This is a genomic window from Budvicia aquatica DSM 5075 = ATCC 35567 (assembly GCF_000427805.1).
GTDB classification, from domain to species: Bacteria; Pseudomonadota; Gammaproteobacteria; order Enterobacterales; family Enterobacteriaceae; genus Budvicia; species Budvicia aquatica.
The window spans coordinates 43,863-62,598 of sequence record NZ_ATYS01000027.1 but is presented as its reverse complement, the minus strand read 5'-3'; the positions used below and the strand labels follow the sequence as shown (position 1 = coordinate 62,598).

The window sequence follows — 18,736 nt, the reverse complement described above, 5'->3', positions numbered from 1 at the left end:
ATGTCTGAATTTATTACTGTAGCTCGCCCCTACGCCAAAGCAGCTTTTGACTTTGCCGTTGAGCAACAAGGTTTAGATCGCTGGCAGCAAATGCTGAGTTTTGCTGCTGAAGTTAGCCGTGATGACCAAGTCGCTGATTTGTTATCAAGCGCATTGGCTCCGGAGCATTTAGCAAATACGTTTCTTGCTATATGCGGCGAACAGCTCGACGAAAATGGTCAAAACCTGATTAAGGTCATGGCCGAAAATGGACGTTTAATCGTACTTCCTGACGTGTTAGAACAGTTTATTCAACTGCGTTCAGCACAGGAGTCAACCATTGAAGTGGATGTCACCTCTGCTACTCCATTGAATGACAACCAGATGGCTAATTTAGCCACTGCGATGGAAAAACGTTTGTCACGCAAAGTTAAGCTAAATTGCAAAATCGATAAGTCTGTCATGGCAGGTATTATCATCCGTGCGGGTGATATGGTGATAGATGGCAGCATTCGCGGCCGTCTTGATCGCTTGACTGAAGTATTGCAGTCTTAAGGGGACTGGAGCATGCAACTGAATTCCACAGAAATCAGCGAACTGATCAAGCAACGCATTGCTCAGTTCAGCGTTGTGAGTGAAGCTCACAATGAAGGTACCATTGTTTCCGTTAGTGACGGAATCATTCGTATTCACGGTTTAGCCGATGTTATGCAGGGCGAAATGATCGCACTGCCGGGCAGCCGTTATGCGATAGCATTAAACCTTGAGCGTGACTCCGTTGGTGCGGTAGTTATGGGTCCATATACCGATCTTGCTGAAGGCATGAAGGTAAAATGTACCGGTCGTATTCTTGAGGTTCCGGTTGGTCGTGGTTTGCTTGGTCGTGTTGTTAACACGCTGGGTGCACCTATCGATGGTAAAGGACCTGTTGAAAATGACGGTTTCTCTGCTGTTGAAGCCATCGCTCCGGGTGTTATCGACCGCCAATCCGTAGACCAGCCTGTACAGACTGGCTATAAGTCTGTTGACTCCATGATCCCAATCGGCCGTGGCCAGCGTGAGCTGATTATCGGTGACCGCCAGACAGGTAAAACTGCAATGGCGATTGATGCGATCATTAATCAACGTGACTCAGGCATTAAATGTATTTATGTGGCCATCGGCCAGAAAGCTTCAACTATCGCCAACGTTGTGCGCAAGTTAGAAGAACATAATGCATTAGCAAACACCGTTGTTGTGGTTGCGTCAGCGTCAGAATCAGCCGCATTACAGTATCTGGCGCCTTATGCCGGATGTGCAATGGGTGAATATTTCCGCGATCGCGGTGAAGATGCACTGATTATTTACGATGACCTGTCTAAGCAGGCCGTAGCGTATCGCCAGATTTCTCTGTTGTTACGTCGTCCGCCAGGTCGTGAAGCATTCCCAGGCGATGTGTTCTATCTCCACTCCCGTCTGTTAGAACGTGCTGCTCGCGTTAACGCTGACTATGTTGAAGCATTTACCAAGGGTGAAGTGAAAGGTAAAACCGGTTCTTTAACCGCATTACCGATCATCGAAACTCAGGCTGGTGACGTTTCTGCGTTCGTTCCGACTAACGTAATCTCCATCACCGACGGTCAGATCTTCCTAGAATCTAACCTGTTTAACGCCGGTATTCGTCCAGCGGTTAACCCGGGTATTTCCGTATCCCGTGTTGGTGGTGCTGCACAAACTAAAATCATTAAGAAACTGTCCGGTGGTATTCGTACTGCTTTGGCACAGTATCGTGAACTGGCAGCGTTCTCCCAGTTTGCTTCTGATTTAGATGATGCAACGCGTAAGCAGTTAAGCCACGGTCAGAAAGTTACCGAACTACTAAAACAAAAACAGTATGCTCCTATGTCTGTAGCAAGCCAGGCTCTGGTTCTTTTTGCAGCGGAACGTGGCTATCTGGAAGATGTTGAATTAGATAAAATCGGTAGTTTTGAAGAGGCTCTGTTAGCCTTTTCCGAGCGTGACCACGCTGAGCTGTTACAGCAAATCAACCAAACTGGCGGCTACAATGATGAGATCGAGGCTGGATTCAAATCTATCCTTGATACCTTCAAGGCAACCCAGTCTTGGTAATACCCAGCGGCCTTTAGGGGCCGCCAGGTAGTGAGGAGAAGCTGATATGGCCAACGCAAAAGAAATTCGAAGTAAGATCGGTAGCGTACAAAATACGCAAAAGATCACCAAAGCGATGGAGATGGTCGCTGCCTCTAAAATGCGTAAATCGCAAGATCGCATGGCAGCAAGCCGTCCTTATGCTGAGATGATGCGCAAGGTAATTAGCCACCTTGCCTTAGGTAATCTTGAGTATAAGCACCCTTATATGGATGATCGTGACGTTAAACGCGTAGGTTATCTGGTGGTGTCTACAGACCGCGGCCTGTGCGGTGGCTTGAATATTAACTTATTCAAAAAACTGTTGGCTGAAATGAAAGATTGGAGTGATAAAGGCGTTAGCGTTGATTTAGCAATCATCGGCTCTAAAGGCGCTTCTTTCTTTTCATCGGTCGGCGGTAATATCGTTGCTCAGGTGACCGGAATGGGTGATGCCCCTTCAGTTTCTGAACTGATTGGTCCGGTAAAAGTGATGTTGCAGGCTTTCGATGAAGGTCGTTTAGATCGACTGTATGTGGCAAACAATAAGTTTGTTAATACCATGTCTCAGTCGCCTGAAATAACTCAGCTGTTACCGTTGCCTAAGTCAGAAGATGAAGAGTTAAAAAATAAGTCCTGGGATTATCTATACGAACCCGATCCGAAGTCGCTGCTGGATATTCTGCTGCGTCGTTATGTCGAATCGCAGGTTTATCAAAGTGTAGTAGAGAATCTGGCTAGCGAGCAGGCTGCACGAATGGTAGCGATGAAAGCCGCAACCGATAACGGCGGCGAACTGATTAAAGAGCTTCAGTTAGTTTATAACAAAGCGCGTCAGACCAGCATCACTCAGGAACTCACCGAGATTGTCTCGGGAGCCTCAGCGGTCTAAAGCTAGGTTTAGGAATTACGTAGAGGATTCAAGATGGCTACTGGAAAGATTATCCAGGTTATCGGCGCCGTAGTGGACGTCGAGTTCCCTCAAGATGCTGTACCTAAAGTGTACGATGCGCTTGAAGTTCAAAACGATGTCAAACTAGTGCTGGAAGTTCAACAGCAGCTCGGTGGTGGTGTCGTTCGTTGTATCGCTATGGGTACCTCAGATGGCCTAAGCCGCGGTCTGAAAGTACTTGATTTAGAACACCCTATCGAAGTTCCTGTCGGTGTGGCAACTCTGGGCCGTATTATGAACGTGCTTGGTGAGCCTATCGATATGAAGGGTGACATTGGTGAAGAAGAGCGTTGGGCTATCCATCGCGCTGCACCAAGCTACGAAGATTTATCCAGTGCTAACGAACTGCTGGAAACGGGCATCAAGGTTATCGACCTGATTTGTCCGTTTGCCAAAGGCGGTAAAGTTGGTCTGTTTGGTGGTGCCGGCGTAGGTAAAACGGTAAACATGATGGAGCTGATTCGTAATATTGCGACTGAGCACTCAGGTTACTCTGTATTTGCCGGCGTTGGTGAGCGTACTCGTGAGGGTAATGACTTCTACCACGAAATGACAGAATCTAACGTATTAGACAAAGTATCTCTGGTTTATGGCCAAATGAATGAGCCACCGGGAAACCGTCTGCGCGTTGCGTTAACCGGCCTGACCATGGCGGAAAAATTCCGTGATGAAGGCCGTGACGTTCTGCTGTTTATCGATAACATTTATCGTTATACCTTAGCCGGTACAGAAGTATCAGCACTGTTAGGTCGTATGCCATCAGCGGTAGGTTACCAACCAACGCTGGCGGAAGAGATGGGTACACTGCAAGAACGTATCACCTCAACCAAAACGGGCTCAATCACTTCAGTACAAGCGGTATACGTACCAGCGGATGACTTAACTGACCCATCACCAGCCACAACCTTTGCCCACTTGGATGCAACCGTTGTATTAAGCCGTCAAATTGCTTCTCTGGGTATCTACCCGGCAGTTGACCCGCTTGATTCAACCAGCCGCCAGTTGGATCCATTAGTTGTTGGTCAGGAGCACTACGACTGTGCCCGTGGCGTTCAGTCTATTCTGCAACGTTATCAAGAACTGAAAGATATTATTGCCATCCTGGGTATGGATGAGCTATCAGAAAGCGATAAGCTGGTGGTATCTCGTGCGCGTAAGATTCAGCGCTTCCTGTCTCAGCCATTCTTCGTTGCTGAAGTATTTACCGGTTCTTCTGGTAAGTATGTATCGCTTAAAGACACTATCCGTGGCTTTAACGGCATCATGAACGGTGAATACGATCACCTGCCAGAGCAGGCGTTCTATATGGTTGGCTCCATTGAAGAAGCAGTGGAAAAAGCCAAGAAACTGTAATGGTGCAATGAGGAGGGCGACATGGCTGTATCAACTTTCCATCTGGATGTAGTCAGCGCGGAAAATAATTTATTTTCCGGCGAGGTGAAAAAAATCCAGGTGACGGGTAGCGAAGGTGAGTTGGGTATTTTTCCTCAACATACGCCGCTGCTCACTGCCATCAAGCCGGGCCTGATTCGCATTGTTAAGGTTGACGGTGATGAAGAGTTTATCTACCTATCCGGTGGTATTCTTGAAGTCCAACCGACTATAGTCACCGTTTTATCTGATACTGCTATCCGCGGACAGGATCTTGATGAAGCCCGGGCAATGGAATCCAAGCGCAAAGCGGAAGAACATATCCGTAATTCGCATGGTGACGTAGATTATGCACAGGCATCCGCAGAGCTAAGCAAAGCGATTGCAAAACTGCGCGTAATTGAGTTGACCAAGAAATTGATGTAATAAGTAAACACACAACATTTTGTTACGTGTTTTATAAAAGCCAGTCTGTTCGCAGATTGGCTTTTTTGTTATCTATTAAGGATGATTGATTACGATTATCAGGATAAGGAATGGAGTTCGAATGAGGAAGGTTGTTTTTATCGTTATCCTGCTGTTGATACTGATTGTCAGCTTGTTTATTTATAGAAATATTACCGATTACTTGGCGATGAATAATAACGCAACTGAAAGCACTGAGCAGGTATCGTCTTATCCTGAGCGTCCTGCGATACAAATTAAACCCGGCGATAGCTTGTATATCAGATTATTGAAAGCGGAAGATAAGCTGGAGCTATGGGCAACATCGGATGGAAAAAAGTATAACCTGTATAAGACCTATATTATCTGTACTTACTCCGGCGGATTAGGCCCGAAAAAAGTTCAGGGTGATAAGAAAAGCCCTGAAGGTTTCTACTCAACCAATAAGAGATTACTTAACCCTAATAGCCAATATCATTTGTCTTTTAATATTGGCTATCCCAATGCCTTTGACAGAGCTAATGGCTATACCGGGGATTTTTTAATGGTCCACGGTGGCTGTGCGTCAGCCGGTTGCTATGCTATGACCGATCCTATTATTACCGAAATCTACCGGCTGGTGGAACAGGCTCTTGATAGCGGTCAAAAGAGCATTCCTATTCATATCTTTCCATTTGCTATGACGCAGGAAAATATGAAAAATCATTTGGAATCAAAAGACTTTGCTTTCTGGCTGACGTTAAAGCCCGCTTATGATTATTTTGAACAAACTCAACAAGTTCCGCAAGTTGTGGTAGAAAATAAGATGTATAAGGTCATTGGTTATCAAGGATAACTGTAGAGAGGAATAAATATGGATATTGAATTTTTAAGCCACAAAAGTAAGCACAATCCTTCCGGCGGGCTATGTGACGAGTATCAGCTTAATAATATTGAAAACATTGAAGATCTATTGTTATTTATTCGGGATAAAAAACAACAATACCCCGATAAAAAATTACTGCTCTCTTTAGATGATTTTTCTCAAGCCTGCTATACATCCGGCCATGCTCGAAATACTTACCATCTTGATGAGGTCGGAAGTTTAGATCTATCCTCAGTTTCACCTGAAGCATTTGAAGATGGTGAACATCAAGGATATTTATCTACACCTTCTGAGTTTTTTATTTGTCAGCATAATTTTAATCAATTGGTAAAAGATGCCATCTTTAGCGATGCGTGTAATAAGGGATTAACGTTATCGGAAGAATATATCGATGAGTGGGAGGATTATCAGAAAAGCCCGCTATCGATGTTCGATCAGCCTCTCTCAGCATTGCTGGTGCCGGTTAATCACGCTTATCAAACCTTAAGTGCTTTTCCTAATGGATATTTTTCGAGCGATCTTTCACCTGCGGAAAATTTCGCAGTGGCTAAGCGGCTTGAGGAACGTTATGGATTAGAACTTATCGGCGTTGGGGCATCTTATTTAGGATTTATCCGCAATCAACCACTGTCACATCAACAAATTTATGCCATGTCAGAGGATTTGTTATGCTTATACAATATTGCTGATAAGGATAAACAGGCCTATTTAGAAATATTTAGCCGCTGGTTGGCCGAAGGTGAGTTTTTCTGGTTAAGGTATGTTGAATAAAAAAACGCTGCAAAAAGCGTAGTGCCTGTTAGCTAAGCATTTCGGCCTGATGTTATTCCACTTAATCGTCATCCCGTGAAAACGGGGATCTGGTTTTAGCTGACAAATGACCATTCAGCCTAAGGGGGATCCCGTTTTTCAACGGGATGACGACTGTGTTGCTCTCTTGTTATCCCGGCTTTATTCATTACCCTTAACAGACAGGCATTACGCAAAAAAACGGCGTTTTTTATTAAAACTATTACTTCTTCTTGGCATACTTCAGTGAATCTAAAGCCACGGCAAAAATGATAATGCTGCCCTTGATAATATATTGCCAATAAGGGTTTACCCCAACGTAGGTTAATCCATAGTTTATCACGGTAAAAATAAGTACTCCGGTGACGACACCGGCTACAGTACCGACTCCTCCGCTAAATGAAACCCCACCGACGACGCAGGCAGCAATAGCATCTAACTCGTACATAAACCCTAAGTTATTAGTTGCACTGCCAATTCGTCCCGCTTCAAGCAGGCCGCCAAAAGCATAAAACACGCCGGAAAGGGCATAGATTAAGATCAAGTTTAATGTAACGTTTACCCCGGAGACTTTAGCTGCTTCAGGGTTACCACCAATGGCAAAAATATTTTTTCCAAAGCGAGTTTTGTTCCACAGTATCCAGACAAAGATAATCGCAATGATGGCGTAAAACGTAATATAAGAAAGCTTGAAGTCCCCTAGTCGAATAAACCCTTGGGCAAACTGAGAGAATCGAGGATCGAATCCGGCGATGGGAGATGCGCCGACATAGTCGTAATACAGCGAGTTAACGCCATAAACGATAATCATGGTACCTAGCGTAGTAATAAATGGCGTCACGTTAAGATAGGCAATAATCAATCCGTTAATTAAACCAATCAGGGCACCAACCAGACAGACTGCAATAATCACGGCGGCAATAGGAATTTCACCAAGTGAAGGAAATACTTTATTCACATTGCTCATCGACTGTAGCAAGGTTGCGGCAATCACGGCGGCAAGCCCGACCTGACGACCGGCAGAAAGGTCGGTTCCCTGGGTAACGATTAATCCGGCAACGCCTAATGCAATAATAATTCTTACTGAAGACTGAGTCAGAATATTGCTTAAGTTAAGCAAACTAAGGAATGAGGTGTCCTGAATAATAATGATGGCAAGTAACGCAAAAAGTACAATGTAGATACCATTGTCTTTCATAAAATTTAAAACGGAGCTTTTATTTAGCGCACGCATAGTGGTGTTCCTTTGACTCATAAATATTTTGATGCCAACTGTAGGATTTCATTCTGGGAGGTTTGTTTGGTGTCGACGATACCCGCCATATGGCCATTGCTCATCACCAATATGCGATCGGTAATACCAAGTAATTCCGGCATCTCAGAAGAAATAATAATGATTCCTTTCTCTTTTTTGGCCAGTTCTATTATCAACTGATAAATTTCAAACTTCGCGCCTACGTCTATTCCCCTTGTGGGTTCATCAAGCAATAATATTTCCGGTTGGGTTAGCAGCCAGCGCCCGATAATCACCTTTTGCTGGTTTCCACCGGACAGAGAACCAATTGCGGTTCTGTGCCCCGGCGTTTTGACCCGCATAGAATCAATAACCCACTGAATATCACTTTTCATCCGTTTATTGTTTAGTAACCCCAACTGGTTTCTATACATCTTGATATTAGAAATTAATGCGTTGAAACCGATATCTAAATGGGCATAAATTCCCGTAGCCCTGCGTTCTTCCGTCACTAAAGCAAAACCGTTATTGATCGCCTCATTAGCACTGTTGTTATTGATTTCTTTGCCATTTAAATATATTTTCCCGGCAATTTTTTCTCGAATTCCGAATAGGATTTCTACTACGTCCGTGCGCCTTGCCCCCACTAAACCAGCAATACCTAATATTTCCCCTTTGTGTAAATCAAAAGAGACATCGATAACGGAAGGTTGTTTACGGGAGGTGAGATTTTTGGCCTGAAGAATAATATCGCCAATTTTGTTGGTTTTTTCAGGGAAGCGTTGGGTCAGTGAACGGCCAACCATCATGGCTATAATATCGTTCATATTTAACCCTTCTAACGGACGGGTAATCACCCATTGTCCGTCGCGAAGTACCGTAATTTCATCACATAGCCGGAAGATTTCTTCCATCTTATGAGAAATATAAACAATGCCACAGCCGCGATCTTTGAGTTTATTAATGATGCTGAATAGATGATTAACTTCCCGCTCAGTAAGGGACGATGTCGGTTCATCCATAATCACTATTTTGGCGTTATATGAGAATGCTCTGGCTATCTCAATCATTTGCATTTGTGATACAGATAAATTCGACACTTTCTCAGCAGGATCTATTTTGATATCCAACTCGTCAAAAATGGCTTTAGTGTCCTGATACATCTTTTTTTGGTCGACAAACATGCCTTTGACCGGATAGCGGCCAAGCCACATATTGTCCATAACGGTACGTTGAAGCACTAAATTTAGCTCTTGATGTACCATAGAAACGCCCTGTTCCAGCGCTTCTTTTGAACTATGGAAATTAACTTCTTTTCCCTGAAATATAATCTTGCCGCTGTCTTTGTTATAAATACCAAACAGGCATTTCAACAGCGTAGATTTCCCCGCCCCGTTTTCGCCCACGAGTGCATGAACTGAGTGAGAGCGAACATTAAGATTAACGTTATCTAATGCTTTTACGCCGGGAAATGACTTACTGATATTACTCATTTCCAATAAAAATTCGGTGGATGGCGTGATAGTCGCGTCGCTCATACAGCAGGCCTTACTTAAAAGGGGGCTGTGCCCCCTATTGTTATCAGTAAAATGGATTACTTAAATTTATCCAAATTGTCTTTATCTACGCCAACGTAAGGGATACGTACCACTTTGTCCTTAATCACCCATTGAGTTCCTTCCGTCGCCGGTTTTCCTTCAGCTAAGTTTTTAGATAATTGGAACGTTGCCTTTGCCTGATTACTGGCATCATTTAATACTGAACCCGCCATAGTTCCCTGCTTTATTAACGCTAAAGCTTCAGGTAGTGCATCAACACCGAATACCGGAATATTTGATTTGTTGTGGGCTTTTAAAGCTTCTATCGCACCCATCGCCATGGCATCGTTATTAGAAATAACCACTTCAATTTTGTCTGCGTTCGGGCCTGACAACCATGCATCCATTTTGTCTTTGGCCTGAGCGGTGTCCCACATAGCGGTATCGAGCTGAAGCTGAGCTGTTTTAATATTGAAGTTATCATTCAGGGTTTTTATTGAATAAGTGGTACGGGCTTCCGCATCAGGGTGGCCGGGTTCCCCTTTAAGCAAAACATATTGAATAACGCCGTCTTTATTTAAATCCCACTCAGGATGGGCTTTCCACTGCTTGGCGATTAACTCCCCTTGGATTACGCCTGATTCTTTAGAATCGGTACCGACATAGTAGGCTTTATCATAACTATCCAGGGCTGCTTTAGCGGGTTCTTTGTTATAAAAAACAACCGGAATAGATTCACCGCGGGCTTTATCAATAATGACCTGAGCCGCCGCCGGGTCTACCAGATTAATCGCTAATGCTTTAACGCCTTTAGCGATTAATACGTCAACCTGATCGTTTTGTTTTGACTGATCGTTTTGCGAGTCATTCATTAAAAGGGTGACATTTTTATCAGTGTTAGCTTCTTTTTCTATCGCCTTACGTACCACCGACATAAAGTTATCATCGTATTTATATATAGTTACACCGATCTTAGTGTTTGCCATCGTGGATACGGATGTTGCCATACAGGCACCAAACACCATCATAGCTAATAGCGTTTTTTTCATGAAAATCTCCATGCCTAAGCACTTGGGTTGATATACGGAGTGTCTGTTTAGCCATTAGTTTTATAAAACAAAAAGATAATGACCGTAGTAAATTCAGTGATTAAATTAATCCTAGTAGAGACTTAAAAGAATTCCACGGTCATGTTAATTATTAGTGATAAATATCACGCTGGAAAATGACTCTGTGTTGAAAGGCAGATAGAGAGGATGATTAGGTCACCGAATAACCATAAAACAGCAGCAGTATTTTGTGGTATTCATGGATATTTGAGGCACTAAAGCATGTCTTTTATGCGGCTGCTTAAAAAATCCAAGAAGCAGGTTATACGCGCCGATAGCTTTGTATTGCGATAATAAACGGCATTAATAGGTTGTAATACCTTTACCGTTTGTTCAGGTAATATCTCAACCAACTGGCCGCTTTTTCTGTCTTTATGGGTCATAAAGTCCGACAGACAAACAATACCTTCACCGGCTAATGCTAACTGTCTTAAGGTTTCACCGCTTGAAGCTGACAGTGCCGGGGTGATACGTAATAAATCCCCTTTTTCATCATTAAATGGCCACTCATTTAACTTGTCTATTTGAGTAAAACCTAAAAGCTGGTGATGATTTAAATCCTGAATATTGTTTATTGGTGGTCTGGATGATAGATAATCCGGGTGGGCTAACGCTCTGCGTTGGCTGGTACCTAAATGTCGGGCATGGAGAGTGGAATCGCGCAGCGTTCCGATTCTAATAGCAATATCCGTTTTGTGTTCTAACAAATCGATAAAATGGTCATTAGTGTTAAGTTCTAACTCTATTTGCGGATAACTTCGGCGAAAATCACCAATAATGGGAATGATAGTATGCAACATAAAGGGGGATGCGGCATTAACCCGTAGCAGCCCGGCAGGTTGTTGGCGGCGTATTGCCATCTGATCTTCTGCTTCATCTACCGAAGCCAGAATATTTCGGGCATGAACCAGAAAGGCTTCACCTTCCTCCGTCAGTGCTAAACGGCGAGTAGTACGACTGAGTAGCGATGTTTCTAACTTCTCTTCCAACCGGCCTAGTGCCCGGCTAACGCCAGATACCGTCTGGTTCAGTTTATCAGCCGCTTTGGTTATCGAATTACTATCGACAACGGTCACAAAAGCCAAAAGTTCTTCGAGGGTAGTTTTCATGGTTATTTTTGATCATTGCTCAATGATACTGATTATTTAAGCCTATTTTTAGCAATAAAGACAGGCTATTTAATTGCCGTTATCTCGCTGTCATGCTTCAAGTTTTATAGGTACCTGTCCCATTTATTCAACTGAATCACTTACCTAAGGCTATCAGCTAGTCACACAATTAGTAACGGATAAGATTTATTCATTGATTGATTTGTATCATGAAGCTAACTAGTATCGATTATTGTGCGTTTATTCTACGGAATGTGGAAATGGCCCACGAAATAAGCAGAAGGAAGTCTGTGGTTAGCAATTAATTCATTTTTATGGAAACAATTATGCCGGATAACAAGGAATGTATAACCCAACCTACAGCCATTGACCTATTGGCTAATTTACCTGCTCCCTATGGATTAAATACCGATGCCGATAAGGCGCTGTTTGATTCAGCAATGCAACAGGCCGATCTTTGGCATCAGGCTCATAATCCGACTTATGCACAGCTGTGCACAGCTCAATCTCACCCGGTTATTCCCGTTGGTTTATTTAAAACCCTAGATTTAGCGACGCCAACGGGCGATCAGGGACAATGGCTTAATAGTTCAGGAACCGGAGATAAGGGCAAAACGCAGGTATTTTTCGATGCCACCAGCATGGCGCGGATCCAGCAGGGAATGGTACAAATTTTTATTGAAAACGGCTTAGTTTCTCCGGTACCAGCCCGATTCTTATTGCTCTCTCCTGACCCTTCTACCGGCGATCATGCCGGATATGCAACGGCATTCCTAAAATTTACCGCCTGTGCGCCGGTTCAGGAGTGCGTGTTTGCTGTGCAAGCCAACGGGCAGTTGGATACTAAGCTGGCATGGGATACCTTGCAGCGCTGGGCCAATGAGCCGGTACCGGTTTATATTTTCGGTCTGACGGTTTTCTTTGAACACCTGTGTTTGAGTCAGCCAGAATCATTTAGGTTAAAGGTCCCGGTCAGAGGACTAACCGGCGGTGGCTGGAAGGGGATGACCCAACGACTCGATCGCCAGCAAATTATTTCCGGACTAAAGCAGTGTCTGCAGGCACCGCTGGTGGATATCCGGGATATTTACGGTATGACAGAACATCCGCTGCACTACATCAGCTGTCAGGAAGGTCATTTTCATATTCCTGCTTACTCTCAATTCACCATCATTGATGCTGACGGACAATCGGCTAAGGCCGATCGGCCGGGTTTAATTCAGTTAGAGAATCCATTCTTTGCTTCATTGCCTTCTCATCGCTTACTGACTCAGGATCTGGGTTCATGGGGGGAGCATTGTCCATGCGGTCAATCAAGGCGTTTTCTACGCTATATTGGACGGGCAACGACGCCTGAAGGAACCTGTGCGGCAGAAGCAATATGAACGATGGATTGCCGGAAAGGGTAGCAAATATCAAAAAATGGCTTGCTCAATGTATTGAGCTAAATTTGGTGTTTTCAGCCGATCCGGCCACTCAGGCTTTTTGCTTAGCCCGTTTACAGCAACTATGTCATTCAGATTTACTCGAGCAAAAGGTCAGTAGTGAGTTGGCTGGCCGACACTGGCGACCACCTTATCGTTTGTTATTTATTCTTTCAGAGAAAGATCCGTTAGCCACAATGGAAGGTTTTCTTGTGGCTTACCTTATCGGCAGCCGGATGCGTATTAAAGCCAGAGATTCACTCAACTGGTTAATGCTGCTGCGCCGGGAGTTGGGTCTTTCAGCCGATGATTGTGAAATCTATGATTGGCAGAGTGATAGCCAAGATGATGTGAAATTATTGCAAGATATTGATACGGTTCTGTTAGCCGGCGGTGAAGCCCTAATCAGGCATTATAGAATGATGACTCCGGCTCATATTCGTTTGATTGAGCTGGGGCCTAAACTGAGTGGCATAGCCCTATTTGGCCAACGGCTTCCTCCTCTTGATACCATTTTGACCGATGCGTGCCTGTTTCTTCAACAGGTATGCAGCTCGCCACGCTTTATTGTTGTCGAAGATAAAACCGCCGCTGAGCAACTTTATCATCAGCTACAGCAGCATCTGGATCGGCTACCTTTGTTAGCAGAAAGCGATAGATTGGTGCAGCTAACCAAAGCCCGTGAACTGGCAATGCACTATATTGTGCAGCCAGATTTAGGGAAAATTAGCTATAGCCAACGTTCTGGCTGGGGCGTTACCTTAAGTCACTCCTTTTCACCTGAGCTTTGGCTGCCTAAAGGCTTCCAGATTGTTATTGGCTCGATTGAAAAAAACTTGGAACAGGCTGAACGGCGCTGGCCGGGACGGCTGCAAACTTTAGGATATTGGGGAAAACAAACTTGTCCTCAGGTGGGTAGCTTTACTCGCTATTGTCCGATTGGCTCTATGCATGCCCGTCCGTTACTGGCACCTCATGATGGATTTTTTATGTTGTCGGCGTTAGTCAGATTTATTCACAGGGAAGATTATTTATCATGAGCAGACCGCGCATTTTTGTGACCGGCGGAACAGGGTTTATTGGCTCTCATTTATTACCAAAGCTCTACCAGCAGGGTTATGCGATGACCGTTTTAGTCCGATCATCAGAATTAAAAAAAATTCCCGGGCGGCCGGAATTGCCACCGGAAACAAGGCTAGTCATTGGCGATATACGACAGCCAGACAGTTACCGGGCAGCACTGGAAAACCATCAGGTGCTGATTCATATGGCGGCAGATTATCGCGTTGGTTTACCTGCTTCCTGCGCTGCTCGTCGGGGAATGTACCACACGAATGTGACGGCAACGATGGAACTGTTTGATGCGGCTCAGCAAGCTTCGATTCCTCAAATGGTTTATTTGAGTACGACGGCGGCATTAGGTGAGACAGACGGTACTTTTCCCGACGAAACTCATCGTCATAACGGGGTTTTTCGTAGCTATTACGAAGAGACTAAGCAGATAGCCCATACTTTGCTATTACAGCGACAGCAGCAGGGCTTACCCATAAATATTGCCATCCCGGGCGGCGTATTCGGACCGGGTGATGCCAGCGTACTCAGTCAGACAATCAATGCCTACTTTCGCGGCAAGATACCCTTCCAAATAACCACTACCAGCAGTTTTCAGCTATGCCATGTTGAACGTCTTTGTCATGGACTGGTCCAACTCGTTGATTCACAAATTCAGGGCCAAAATTTTCTGTTTACCGGTAAAGATTTTTCGATGCCTGAAGTTTTTGCTCTATTGGCTGAAGTGAGCCAGCGTGACATTCTACCTTCACGTTCGGTTTCTGCTTTAAAGCCTGTGGCATGGGCAATGGATAAACTGTCATTTACTGGTTTTACGATGCCGCTTTCTCAGGAAGCGCTGAGAATTATGGACGGTAGCACTTATATGTATTGTTCTGATAAGGCGATAAAACAGCTTAACTGGTCAGCGGGTGATCCTTATCAGGAACTCAAGTTGTTTGCTCAGGCCATGGCTGAACAGGCCGTGAAGGATGTACGGTCTGCTAAAAAATAAAGGATTAACGATGAAGGTCATTAGATTACAAAGCCCATGGGGTTCCGTCAGCGTAGCGCTGGATAACCCGCAGTTAATGACCGTTGAAGGAAGTTCTGACAAGGCGGTATTTTTTGGGCAAGGATATGGTGCCGTTCGTTTTCGGCTCTGGCAATTAGATCTCTCTCGACGTGTCGGTGCCGGTGAGCTATCACAAATTATGGGTACCGGTGCGCTAAGGACCGATGTATTTCAGCGTCGACTAGGATTAAAAGCATTAGCTGAGCGTGCAGAAGCCAGTGATGCCAGTGCCGATCCTTCATCATGGCAAGGTCAGCAATATCAGCATATTCAGGCGTATGTTGCCGGAATGAATCAGGCATTATCCGATCAACGTCTGTTACCGGCTGAATGTCTGATGTTGAAATATCGTCCGCGTCCTTTCAGCATAACGGATGCTTATTTACTTGCTCAGCTAAAGTATTTTATCAATTCCGCCTGGCAATATGAGCTGTTCCATACCCGTTTAGCCGGGCGTTTGACGCCTGAACAGCATCAGCAGCTGTTAACAACTGTCAGCCAAGAAGGTAACCCGATCCCCCCTCTGCCTTTAGACGCTAACGGTCAGCGTTTTGTTGATGTTGAAGAGGCACTGCGTGATGGTCTGCTGGGCATGAAACACCTTGGCCTGGCATCGCCGGATACCGGCTCTAATGTGATTGCTATCGGTGGTCAGCACACTGAATCTGGTTTGCCGCTGTTAGCTGCCGATCCCCATATGGGCCATGTCAATCCCGGTTTCAATATGATGTGTAAGCTGGTGAGTGATGAAGGGCTGTATGCCGTTGGTTCCCACTTCCCCGGAGCGCCGGGAATTATCGTCGGTCGTAATAGGCACGCAGCCTGGGGAATGGTCGGTATTATGGCCGATAATCAGGACCTGTTCTGGGGCAAAATTGATTTAGCAGAACAGCGGGTTGAAACGGTAGACGGCTGGGTTGCTCTGCAAAAAGAAGATCAGCAAATTGCCTGTAAATCCGGAAAATCTCATGAATTTACTTCTTATGGTTTCTCACACGGCAGGCTGCTTTCTGAAAAGGACGGCTACGGCCTGTTTTTACGCTGGCCTGCACTGGAGAATCCGCAAGGGGATATTACGCTCTACTCATTGGCTAAATGCCATAACTGGCAAACTTTCCGCGCCAGCCTGACCCATGTTCATAACTCTCCAATGATGGTCGGATATGCCGATATTCATGGTGATATTGGTTTACAGGCGATGGGATATATTCCTAAAAGAAAACGTGAGATCGGTAGCCTGATTCTTAATTTGGCCAATCCGCATCATCAATGGCAGGGATTTGTCCCCTTTGATGAACTACCGGTTAAACATAATCCACCGGAAGGTTATGTGGCTTACGCCAATCAATACAGCGAGTCATTATTTAGCCATAAATGTGCGCTATCGAACCGCTGGCATCCGCCTAGCCGGGCATTACGGATTAGTGAATTAATTGAGAAAACATCACGGCATAATCTGGAGAGTATGCAGGCGATTCAGGATGACAAATTAGATATTTTCGCCCGCCAGTCCTTACCTTTTTTACTCTCTTATTTAACCGAACCTTCGATACTGTCAGAGTGGGATGGCGATACGAGAAATATTAAAGCTTCTCAGCTGTTTGATTTATGGATTCAACACCTGACAACCAAAGTCTTATGCAAAGTACTTAAACGCGGTTCACGGATGCTATACGTCGATTTTTGGCCGGGTTGTCGCTGGAATATTCTGACTATTTTACAGCATCATCTAGAGGACTGGCAGTATCAACAAGATTCGGTAAGACAGCTGGTACAGGATGCCTACATTGCCGCCATGGATGGATGCAGTAACTTAGCTTTACCGGTGGTTGAATTTCAACACAGCATTAAACGCCCGGAGTGGGTAAGAAAATTACTCACTGGTAGCTATCCTTATCAGGGAGGTAATCGGGAAACCATTCATGCTACCCGACAAAATACTGATTTTCTTACTCAAACTCAGACCGGTGATAGCACACCAGTACGCAGCAAGCCCTACACCTTTGGTCCGGGCTTTAAGATTTTGTGTGACCTGAGTGAAAATGGTGAAATGAGATACATGATGAATACGCCGGCTAAAGGAAACCCTTTTAGCTGGCAGTTAAAACCGACATTGCAGCGTTGGCAGGCAGGCTTGCGCTGGAGTATGACGACTCCTTCTCCTAACGGAGAAAATAAAAACGGTCGTGATTAAGTTATCTATCCATTAGACGTTATTGGACCTATTTAGCCAACCAGAGGGATTTATGCATGGCTGTCGTTAAGCAGTGGCAAAAAACAGGACATCCGGCGCGCTTGTGGCACTCATTGCCAGATAGTGCGATACAGTGTGAGCTCTGTCCCAGAGCCTGTAAAATCAGTGTTGGGCGCACCGGGACTTGCCGTATGCGTCGTAATGAGAACGGATCGTTAGTTAGCCTGAACTATGGTAAGTCCGTACCAATGACTCAGGAATGTATTGAAACTGAAGCTGTTTATCATTATGCCCCGGGAGAGCAAATTCTTTCTTTAGGTAATATTGGTTGTATGCTGCGCTGTGATTTTTGCCAAAACTGGACCACCAGTCAGGCTCGCTATGTACAAGACAGCAATGTGATGTATTACAGCCCGGAGGACGTTGTTAATTATGCCCTTAAGCATAATATCCGTGTACTTTCATGGACCTATAATGACCCGATTGTCTGGCATGAATTTGTGATGGATACCGCCAGATTAGCGCGTCAACATGGGCTAAAAAACCTGTATAAAAGTGCTTTTTATATCAGTGAGAAAGGTATTGATGATTTACTTGAAGTGATGGATATCTTCAGCATTTCCCTTAAGTCGATGCAGGATAGCTTCTATCGCAAATTTACCTCTGGCCGACTACAGCCGATTCTGGACGGAATTAAACAAGTTTATGCGGCCCGTAAAGCTGGGAATGGCCCGCATCTGGAAGTATCTAATCTGTGTGTTACCGGCCGAAATGATAATTTGACCGAAACCCGCCGGGTTTCTGACTGGATGTTAAATAATCTGGATGCTGAAATTCCGCTACACTATGTGCGCTTCCATCCGGATTATCGCTATACCAACGTTGAACGAACCTCTATTCCCTTTTTGGAACAGGCCAGACAGCAGGCTATTGATGACGGTATGCGCTACGTTTATCTGGGAAATGTGTTTGATACCCAGAGTGCCAATTCCTATTGCCCTGAATGTCAGACCCAATGGGTTCAACGCAGCGGCCTGATTGCTCAATCTTTCTTGGATAACGGCCATTGCCCTCAGTGTGGAATACCGTCGCCGATTCTGCTGCCATGGCAGGCTGAAAAAACCAAACCGGTGATTGCTGAAATACCGTCGGGTTTAGTGTGTTCTACCCATATGTTCCGCGGGGCTATTCAAGCCTGTCACGTTGAGCAGTCTAATGACTCTCAACTGTTCTACCAATTTATTTCAGCCACTGGTCAGCCTGTGGGTGAAGTGGGTACCAACAGTTGCGATCGCTTTATGCTGTCAAAAAGTGACGAACGGGCTGAAGGCATCCGCCTTTACCATCCGGAAAATAATAAGTGTCAAATCTTTGAAGTTTACGATCGGGCCCACTTTCCGGTGACCGGCGCTGAACAAACCAATAAGGCAAGTGAAGACGTTCCGCTAACCTTCCTGCCGCTTAGAGGACGCTGAT

16 protein-coding genes are annotated in these 18,736 nt (G+C 44.9%); 12 read left to right on the top strand and 4 right to left on the bottom strand.

Annotation, left to right across the window (positions count from 1 at the left end; all coding sequences use genetic code 11):
• The 7 genes from atpH to YWE_RS0112210 all read left to right on the top strand — a co-directional run bounded on the left by atpH (position 1) and on the right by YWE_RS0112210 (position 6,509).
• On the top strand, positions 1–534 hold the full coding sequence (atpH, locus tag YWE_RS0112240) for a F0F1 ATP synthase subunit delta (protein ID WP_029094798.1): 534 nt from the start codon (positions 1–3) through the stop codon (positions 532–534).
• A gap of 12 nt (positions 535–546) precedes the next feature.
• Positions 547–2,088 carry a F0F1 ATP synthase subunit alpha gene (gene atpA / locus YWE_RS0112235; protein WP_029094797.1) on the top strand — a complete coding sequence of 514 codons (1,542 nt, stop codon included), beginning with the start codon at positions 547–549 and terminating at the stop codon, positions 2,086–2,088.
• Positions 2,089–2,134: 46 nt separating this feature from the next.
• Positions 2,135–2,998 carry a F0F1 ATP synthase subunit gamma gene (gene atpG / locus YWE_RS0112230; protein ID WP_029094796.1) on the top strand — a complete coding sequence of 288 codons (864 nt, stop codon included), beginning with the start codon at positions 2,135–2,137 and terminating at the stop codon, positions 2,996–2,998.
• 33 nt (positions 2,999–3,031) lie between these two features.
• On the top strand, positions 3,032–4,411 hold the full coding sequence (gene atpD / locus YWE_RS0112225; protein WP_029094795.1) for a F0F1 ATP synthase subunit beta: 1,380 nt from the start codon (positions 3,032–3,034) through the stop codon (positions 4,409–4,411).
• Positions 4,412–4,432: 21 nt separating this feature from the next.
• On the top strand, positions 4,433–4,855 hold the full coding sequence (locus YWE_RS0112220) for a F0F1 ATP synthase subunit epsilon (protein WP_029094794.1): 423 nt from the start codon (positions 4,433–4,435) through the stop codon (positions 4,853–4,855).
• A gap of 121 nt (positions 4,856–4,976) precedes the next feature.
• Positions 4,977–5,708 carry a L,D-transpeptidase family protein gene (locus YWE_RS0112215; protein WP_029094793.1) on the top strand — a complete coding sequence of 244 codons (732 nt, stop codon included), beginning with the start codon at positions 4,977–4,979 and terminating at the stop codon, positions 5,706–5,708.
• Positions 5,709–5,726: 18 nt separating this feature from the next.
• Positions 5,727–6,509, top strand: coding sequence for a DUF4253 domain-containing protein (locus YWE_RS0112210; RefSeq protein WP_029094792.1), 783 nt, complete (start codon positions 5,727–5,729; stop codon positions 6,507–6,509).
• A gap of 241 nt (positions 6,510–6,750) precedes the next feature.
• On the opposite strand, the gene mglC is transcribed toward YWE_RS0112210, so the two are convergent.
• The 4 genes from mglC to YWE_RS0112190 all read right to left on the bottom strand — a co-directional run bounded on the left by mglC (position 6,751) and on the right by YWE_RS0112190 (position 11,517).
• Positions 6,751–7,761, bottom strand: a complete 1,011-nt coding sequence (mglC, locus tag YWE_RS0112205; RefSeq protein WP_029094791.1) for a galactose/methyl galactoside ABC transporter permease MglC — start codon at positions 7,759–7,761, stop codon at positions 6,751–6,753.
• 17 nt (positions 7,762–7,778) lie between these two features.
• Positions 7,779–9,299 carry a galactose/methyl galactoside ABC transporter ATP-binding protein MglA gene (gene mglA / locus YWE_RS0112200; RefSeq protein ID WP_029094790.1) on the bottom strand — a complete coding sequence of 507 codons (1,521 nt, stop codon included), beginning with the start codon at positions 9,297–9,299 and terminating at the stop codon, positions 7,779–7,781.
• A gap of 56 nt (positions 9,300–9,355) precedes the next feature.
• The gene (gene mglB / locus YWE_RS0112195) at positions 9,356–10,348 is read right to left on the bottom strand and encodes a galactose/glucose ABC transporter substrate-binding protein MglB (protein ID WP_161628773.1); all 993 of its coding nucleotides are present in this window, start codon (positions 10,346–10,348) and stop codon (positions 9,356–9,358) included.
• Positions 10,349–10,623: 275 nt separating this feature from the next.
• Entirely contained in the window at positions 10,624–11,517 is an 894-nt protein-coding gene (locus YWE_RS0112190) for a LysR family transcriptional regulator (protein ID WP_029094788.1), read from the bottom strand.
• A gap of 326 nt (positions 11,518–11,843) precedes the next feature.
• Between YWE_RS0112190 and YWE_RS0112185 the strand changes: the two genes are divergently transcribed.
• The 5 genes from YWE_RS0112185 to amrS are packed head-to-tail and all read left to right on the top strand — an operon-like array spanning position 11,844 to position 18,735.
• Complete coding sequence (locus YWE_RS0112185) at positions 11,844–12,902, top strand: LuxE/PaaK family acyltransferase (protein WP_227659911.1); 1,059 nt, start codon at positions 11,844–11,846, stop codon at positions 12,900–12,902.
• Positions 12,899–13,981, top strand: coding sequence for an acyl-CoA reductase (locus tag YWE_RS0112180; RefSeq protein ID WP_029094786.1), 1,083 nt, complete (start codon positions 12,899–12,901; stop codon positions 13,979–13,981). Before YWE_RS0112185 ends, YWE_RS0112180 begins: the two co-directional genes overlap by 4 nt.
• Positions 13,978–15,006 (top strand): NAD-dependent epimerase/dehydratase family protein, encoded by a 1,029-nt coding sequence (locus YWE_RS0112175; protein WP_036015901.1) that lies wholly within the window; start codon positions 13,978–13,980, stop codon positions 15,004–15,006. The genes YWE_RS0112180 and YWE_RS0112175 overlap by 4 nt, the downstream gene beginning before the upstream one ends.
• A 10-nt stretch (positions 15,007–15,016) precedes the next feature.
• Entirely contained in the window at positions 15,017–17,260 is a 2,244-nt protein-coding gene (locus YWE_RS0112170; protein ID WP_029094784.1) for a penicillin acylase family protein, read from the top strand.
• A gap of 56 nt (positions 17,261–17,316) precedes the next feature.
• Positions 17,317–18,735 (top strand): AmmeMemoRadiSam system radical SAM enzyme, encoded by a 1,419-nt coding sequence (gene amrS, locus YWE_RS0112165; protein ID WP_029094783.1) that lies wholly within the window; start codon positions 17,317–17,319, stop codon positions 18,733–18,735.
• Position 18,736: the final 1 nt, after the last annotated feature.

Excerpts from the sequence above, each read along its gene's own strand:
- atpA (WP_029094797.1), top strand. The coding sequence starts at position 547 with ATGCAACTGAATTCCACAGAAATCAGCGAACTGATCAAGCAACGCATT.
- YWE_RS0112215 (WP_029094793.1), top strand. The coding sequence starts at position 4,977 with ATGAGGAAGGTTGTTTTTATCGTTATCCTGCTGTTGATACTGATTGTC.
- YWE_RS0112175 (WP_036015901.1), top strand. The coding sequence starts at position 13,978 with ATGAGCAGACCGCGCATTTTTGTGACCGGCGGAACAGGGTTTATTGGC.
- YWE_RS0112185 (WP_227659911.1), top strand. The coding sequence starts at position 11,844 with ATGCCGGATAACAAGGAATGTATAACCCAACCTACAGCCATTGACCTA.
- YWE_RS0112210 (WP_029094792.1), top strand. The coding sequence starts at position 5,727 with ATGGATATTGAATTTTTAAGCCACAAAAGTAAGCACAATCCTTCCGGC.
- YWE_RS0112170 (WP_029094784.1), top strand. The coding sequence starts at position 15,017 with ATGAAGGTCATTAGATTACAAAGCCCATGGGGTTCCGTCAGCGTAGCG.
- YWE_RS0112220 (WP_029094794.1), top strand. The coding sequence starts at position 4,433 with ATGGCTGTATCAACTTTCCATCTGGATGTAGTCAGCGCGGAAAATAAT.
- mglA (WP_029094790.1), bottom strand. The coding sequence starts at position 9,299 with ATGAGCGACGCGACTATCACGCCATCCACCGAATTTTTATTGGAAATG.
- mglC (WP_029094791.1), bottom strand. The coding sequence starts at position 7,761 with ATGCGTGCGCTAAATAAAAGCTCCGTTTTAAATTTTATGAAAGACAAT.
- YWE_RS0112190 (WP_029094788.1), bottom strand. The coding sequence starts at position 11,517 with ATGAAAACTACCCTCGAAGAACTTTTGGCTTTTGTGACCGTTGTCGAT.
- atpD (WP_029094795.1), top strand. The coding sequence starts at position 3,032 with ATGGCTACTGGAAAGATTATCCAGGTTATCGGCGCCGTAGTGGACGTC.
- amrS (WP_029094783.1), top strand. The coding sequence starts at position 17,317 with ATGGCTGTCGTTAAGCAGTGGCAAAAAACAGGACATCCGGCGCGCTTG.
- atpH (WP_029094798.1), top strand. The coding sequence starts at position 1 with ATGTCTGAATTTATTACTGTAGCTCGCCCCTACGCCAAAGCAGCTTTT.
- mglB (WP_161628773.1), bottom strand. The coding sequence starts at position 10,348 with ATGAAAAAAACGCTATTAGCTATGATGGTGTTTGGTGCCTGTATGGCA.
- YWE_RS0112180 (WP_029094786.1), top strand. The coding sequence starts at position 12,899 with ATGAACGATGGATTGCCGGAAAGGGTAGCAAATATCAAAAAATGGCTT.
- atpG (WP_029094796.1), top strand. The coding sequence starts at position 2,135 with ATGGCCAACGCAAAAGAAATTCGAAGTAAGATCGGTAGCGTACAAAAT.